This is a genomic window from Cardinium endosymbiont of Culicoides punctatus (genome assembly GCF_004354815.1).
Classification (GTDB): Bacteria; Bacteroidota; Bacteroidia; order Cytophagales; family Amoebophilaceae; genus Cardinium.
The window spans coordinates 1-4,714 of the sequence record NZ_QWJI01000036.1; the positions used below are offsets into that span (position 1 = coordinate 1).

General features: G+C 34.8%; 4 protein-coding genes. All 4 read left to right on the top strand.

Going from position 1 to position 4,714, the window contains the following annotated elements; genetic code table 11:
- The coding region (locus tag CCPUN_RS04015; protein ID WP_133282294.1) for an HD domain-containing protein at positions 1-1,287 on the top strand (1,287 nt) is incomplete at its 5' end.
- Positions 1,288-1,678: 391 nt separating this feature from the next.
- A complete protein-coding gene (locus CCPUN_RS04020; RefSeq protein WP_133282295.1) occupies positions 1,679-2,650 on the top strand; it encodes a hypothetical protein in 972 nt (323 codons plus the stop codon).
- Positions 2,651-2,811: 161 nt separating this feature from the next.
- Positions 2,812-4,092 carry an ankyrin repeat domain-containing protein gene (locus tag CCPUN_RS04025; protein WP_133282296.1) on the top strand — a complete coding sequence of 427 codons (1,281 nt, stop codon included), beginning with the start codon at positions 2,812-2,814 and terminating at the stop codon, positions 4,090-4,092.
- Positions 4,093-4,259: 167 nt separating this feature from the next.
- A partial coding sequence (locus CCPUN_RS04030; protein WP_133282297.1) for a PD-(D/E)XK nuclease family transposase occupies positions 4,260-4,714 on the top strand: 455 nt, incomplete at its 3' end.

The following is a 4,714-nucleotide window of genomic DNA, read 5'->3' on the forward strand; positions in this document are numbered from 1 at the left end:
GAAGCAAAACTTGGAGAGGTCTTGAGTCTGACTAGAAGTGGTCTATATAAGTTTAGCAACCTATTATTACAGAGAATCAAAGAAGAACGTCGTTTCCATCTGAATGCAAATGACATCAAGCCTGTAGTGATAGACCCTGTTATATTCAAAGTACGTGGTGACATACATGGTCTAGACGAACCTATGCAGTTGTTGCTATACAATCAAGCAACACAGCAAACACTCCAGGCAGATCCCGAACTGTTTGAGCGGTTATTAGCCATCAATCTTTTGGCTATTAGCAAAAGTGAACAAGCATTGGATGCTACCGTTACGCTAACCATCGTAGATACTACGCTGAAATATTACTATCAAGATGTAAATCAAGAAAAAGATTCTCTATCAGAGAAGCTGGATGCATTGGCTTTCTGTATGAGTACGTCTGCTCATCCAGAGCATATACTTTCAACCTATCAGGTTGATGATATGCCAACAACTGTTTTCTTACCGAAAACAGCATCTAAATTGTATCAAGTAGAAAGTAGGCACATCGTACAAGCACATGGTGGTTATGTAGAAATAACTGAAACAGAAGAAAAACTGGTTTGTCTCTATATATTGCCTATAGCTGGTAAACGTTTTATGCGTTTAAAAACGTATGATCCTGTTGATTTGGATCGTGAAGTAGCTGAAACGCCAGAAAGCTTGGCACAAGAAAAAGAATTGGTCTTGTTAGTTACTAAAAAGACCTCTTTAACCAAAGAAGAGGTAGAAAAAACGATTGCCTTTATTAAAAAGGCACATGGGCTAACAAGACGTAAATCTGGAGAACCTTATTATACCCATCCTATGGCTGTGGCTAAGATTCTTTTAGAGGTTACCAAAGATCCTGAGGTTATTTTGGCTGGGTTATTGCATGATATTGTCGAGGATACGCTTGTTACCCTCGAACAAATAGAATTACTATATGGTAAACAAGTAGCTTATCTTGTAGATATGGTAACCCATTATAATACCCATGGGTATCGCTTTCTGTTTGCTCAGTACATCATAGAAGATATGCTTTCCAATTGCAAGGATATACGTGTTGTGTATATTAAGCTAGCTGACAGGTTGCATAACATGCGCACAATAGGTTTTAGAAACAAAGAAGATCAAGAACGTATTGCTCGAGAAACGGCTTGTTTCCATATCCGATGGGGTGCAAAATATAATGAAAATAACGAACTGTCTCCTTGGATATCAGAACTTAAGTCAATTTGCAGGCAACGGATTCAACCGGGTCTATTGCCTTTGATAGAACAGTAGAACAATAGTGGAAAGATAATCAATATACAATATCAATATTTGATATTGTATATTTGATGTAATCTCTTTATATTCTTAATAAGGATCCAGAGTTATTCCCGTTGCTGGTGATCCATCAATCACATGCAGCGTAAATACTATGCGTTCCTACACATGGGCTCTTTTGTATATATCCATTTAAATAGTGGTGTCATAATCTTGCATAAGGGTTGGTGCAAAGGGTGTACAACATATACAAATTTTTTTATATACAAGGACTCAGGTGGAAATAGTCTAGGTTGTTTTTTAGACATACTATGCCTATAGGTATAGACTTTCTCAGAAGGTTATTAAGTTATTTTAATATAAATTTTCAATGATAATGAAATATTTCAGGAAACTCACATATTATGTGGATACATCTATCTTATGGATTACGCTATTTTACGCTTTAGGCGCTTGTAGTCAGAAGCGAGTTACTCAACATATCGGATTAAAGAATGCGATTGTAACAGGAGCTGCGCTTTCGGCACCGTTCAGCCAAGCAATGTCTGTTTCATCCAATGATACGGCATTAGTACCCACGGGAATTGATCCAAATCAAGTATTTTTTCCTGTATTGGTAACTATACGTAATGACAGTTCATTGGAAGACCTAAATTCTAATAATGTTGAGATTTCTTTTCCAGAAATAGATGAAATAAAGCAGGCGATGGTTAATTATTCTATTGATTATCAGAAATTAAAAATAATTACCAACAAGGGGAATGTCATAAAGATGCCTATAGAAGAAATGCTCAAGGGGCTACCTATTGCTAGTATTACGTTTGCAGCTAACAGTGCCTCAAATCTTTTTGGTGCTGGGTGGAAGTATTGTTTTGGTAAGATAAGAAAAGGCAAGAATTATAATTTTAGCAAAGATCATGCGACACATCTAAATTTAGTCAAAGGTAGTACTTACCTTATTTTAATGTCTGTTGCCTTATATCTTGAGTTGCAACAGGGTTTTCAGCGTGCAGATTTACTAACCATCTGGTCTAATGCAGGTATAAGCTTAATGACAGCTGGAGCACATCAATTAAATTTACGTGACAAGAAACCGGCTACCAGTGGATGGCATGCTTTTTCTAATACAGTTGCGGCCATTGTTATTACTAGTGTTTCTCCTGATACACGTAATTATCATCCTAAAATGGTTTCTACTTGGTGCGCAACATCTGATCAAATTGCAGCTCTTACAATGCGTATATGTAGTTATATCAGTAAAAGAAAATGGACTGAAGACCGGGTAAGGTATGAACAAGGAATGATAGGTAGAGATTTTTTTATTACTTCATTTTCTATAGTAATTTCTTCGCGTACAACGGTCAAGTTTTTAGACTAGTTATTAAAACGAATCATCTTAAGGACCTGTTTCGTAAGTACATAGAAAAAACACAGTTTTCTGTACATAATGGATGGCTCTCAAGTAAGTTTTAGGCCCACTTTAGTGGGCCTAAAACTTACGCAACAGGTCTACATGCAGAATATTTAACACATTTATTTATGAAATACATTTGCAAAATAATCACATTTTCAGCTATGGTATGGATGATTACTGGTATAAGTACTTGTAGAAGCATTGCATATAAGACGAAAACTAAGATCCATAATACAATAGAGCAAAAACGTATTGCATCTGATCTCAAATCAGCCATTAAAAAGGGAGATTACTCAAAAGTAAAAGAACTCTTTAATAAGTATGATGTACATAAACATAGAAGCATTGCAAATACAGAAATAAGGCTATTTCAATATACATGTCCGAATATAGATTACGTACAAGAATCTATATTATATTTCGCTATTTTTTGTAGAAACAAGGCTAAAGAAAATAATAAAAATAAATACCTAGAAATTATTGAATTTTTATTGGAGAACGAGGCAAATCCTAACTTACCGCGCAAACGTGTTGCTTCTAGTGCTTCTCGTTATATAGACTCCTATCCTCTAACCATAGCAACTCGGGCACGTGATGTATTAGTGGTAAAGCTATTGCTCACACATGGAGCAAATATTAACAGCTTGGATAATCCAGAAGCCGATTATGCACAGATTTGTGGCAGCGCACTCCATATAGCCATGAGCAATGGTGATATACCTATTCTTGAGATCCTTTTAGCGCACAAAGGTCTAGACATAAATCAACCTATTAGAGAAAGTTGGTTGCCATTACAAGCAGGTATAGTCAGTTATGAATTTAGACGTGACACCAATCAGGTAAAGGCAGTACGTTTATTATTAAGAGACAAGAGAACTGATGTCAATAAAAAAGAGAGTTTTAAAGAAAAGACCTCACTTTTTCTAGCAGTTGAGTGCGGTCTTATAGAAATGGTAGAAGTATTATTAGAGCATCCAGCTATAGATATGGAACAAAAAAATAGTTACGGACGTACCCCACTTGTAGAAGCAGTACATGGTAGTTATGTAGAAATTGTAAAGTTGCTATTAAATCGCGGAGCCAATCCAGAAGGTATTACACTAACAAAATGGGGTGCATTTTTGTCAAAATTGGGTTCTGCAAAACGCAAAGAAATACAAGAACTTTTAGCTAAGGCAAAGCAAAATCAGAATAAAACAAAAGCGTTCAAATATATTTTTGATCCTATTGATGTTACTAAAGAGGACGGAATATGTTCTATTTGTCATACTGAATTAGTGGATGCTAGTGCGCATAAGCATGCAATAGCATTAAAATGCAAGCATAAATTTCACTTAGATTGTATAGCTCAGTGGGTTAAACCTAGTACAGCAACTTGTCTACTTTGTCGAGAAAAAATTAAATAGCTGGTAATGGTTTAGTCCCCAACTGCCTGATTGAGTTGATTAAAATATGTAATTTTATAAATATTTTAGCAGTAGTTTAAATATACTATAGTTAAAAATAGACTAATTTTGTTTTGTAATAAAAAACATGCAATCTTGTATAACTATACATAAAATAGATAATGCCTATGAAAGAAATTATAAGTTTTGATTATGCCATCAAATACCTTCTTAAGGATAAAGGTGACTATGAAATAGTCGAGGGGTTTATTTCTGCTTTGCTCAGTTCCCAAGGGTATAAACCCATTAAAATCAAGTCCCTGCTTGAAAGTGAAAGCAATAAAGAAAGCAAACTCTTAAAACGAAGCATTGCAGATGTTATCGTAGAAGATGAAGAAGGTAATAATTATATCGTAGAGATCGATCGTTCCTATACCAATTTATTTTTGCATAAGGCTTGTTTTAATACTTCAAGACTTATTGTGGATCATCTTAGCGCAAATCAAGATTATTTAAAAATCAAAAAAGTATTTCATATCAATCTATTATATTTCACTTTTGAAGGAAATAAAGCACCTTTACATCATGGCAAAGTAATATTTCATAAAATAGATAAGGAGCATCCAGTGGATGTCCACTTAAT

What these genes read in the sequence shown, in the direction of transcription:
- CCPUN_RS04025 (WP_133282296.1), top strand. Translation starts at nt 2,812, where the DNA reads ATGAAATACATTTGCAAAATAATCACATTTTCAGCTATGGTATGGATG.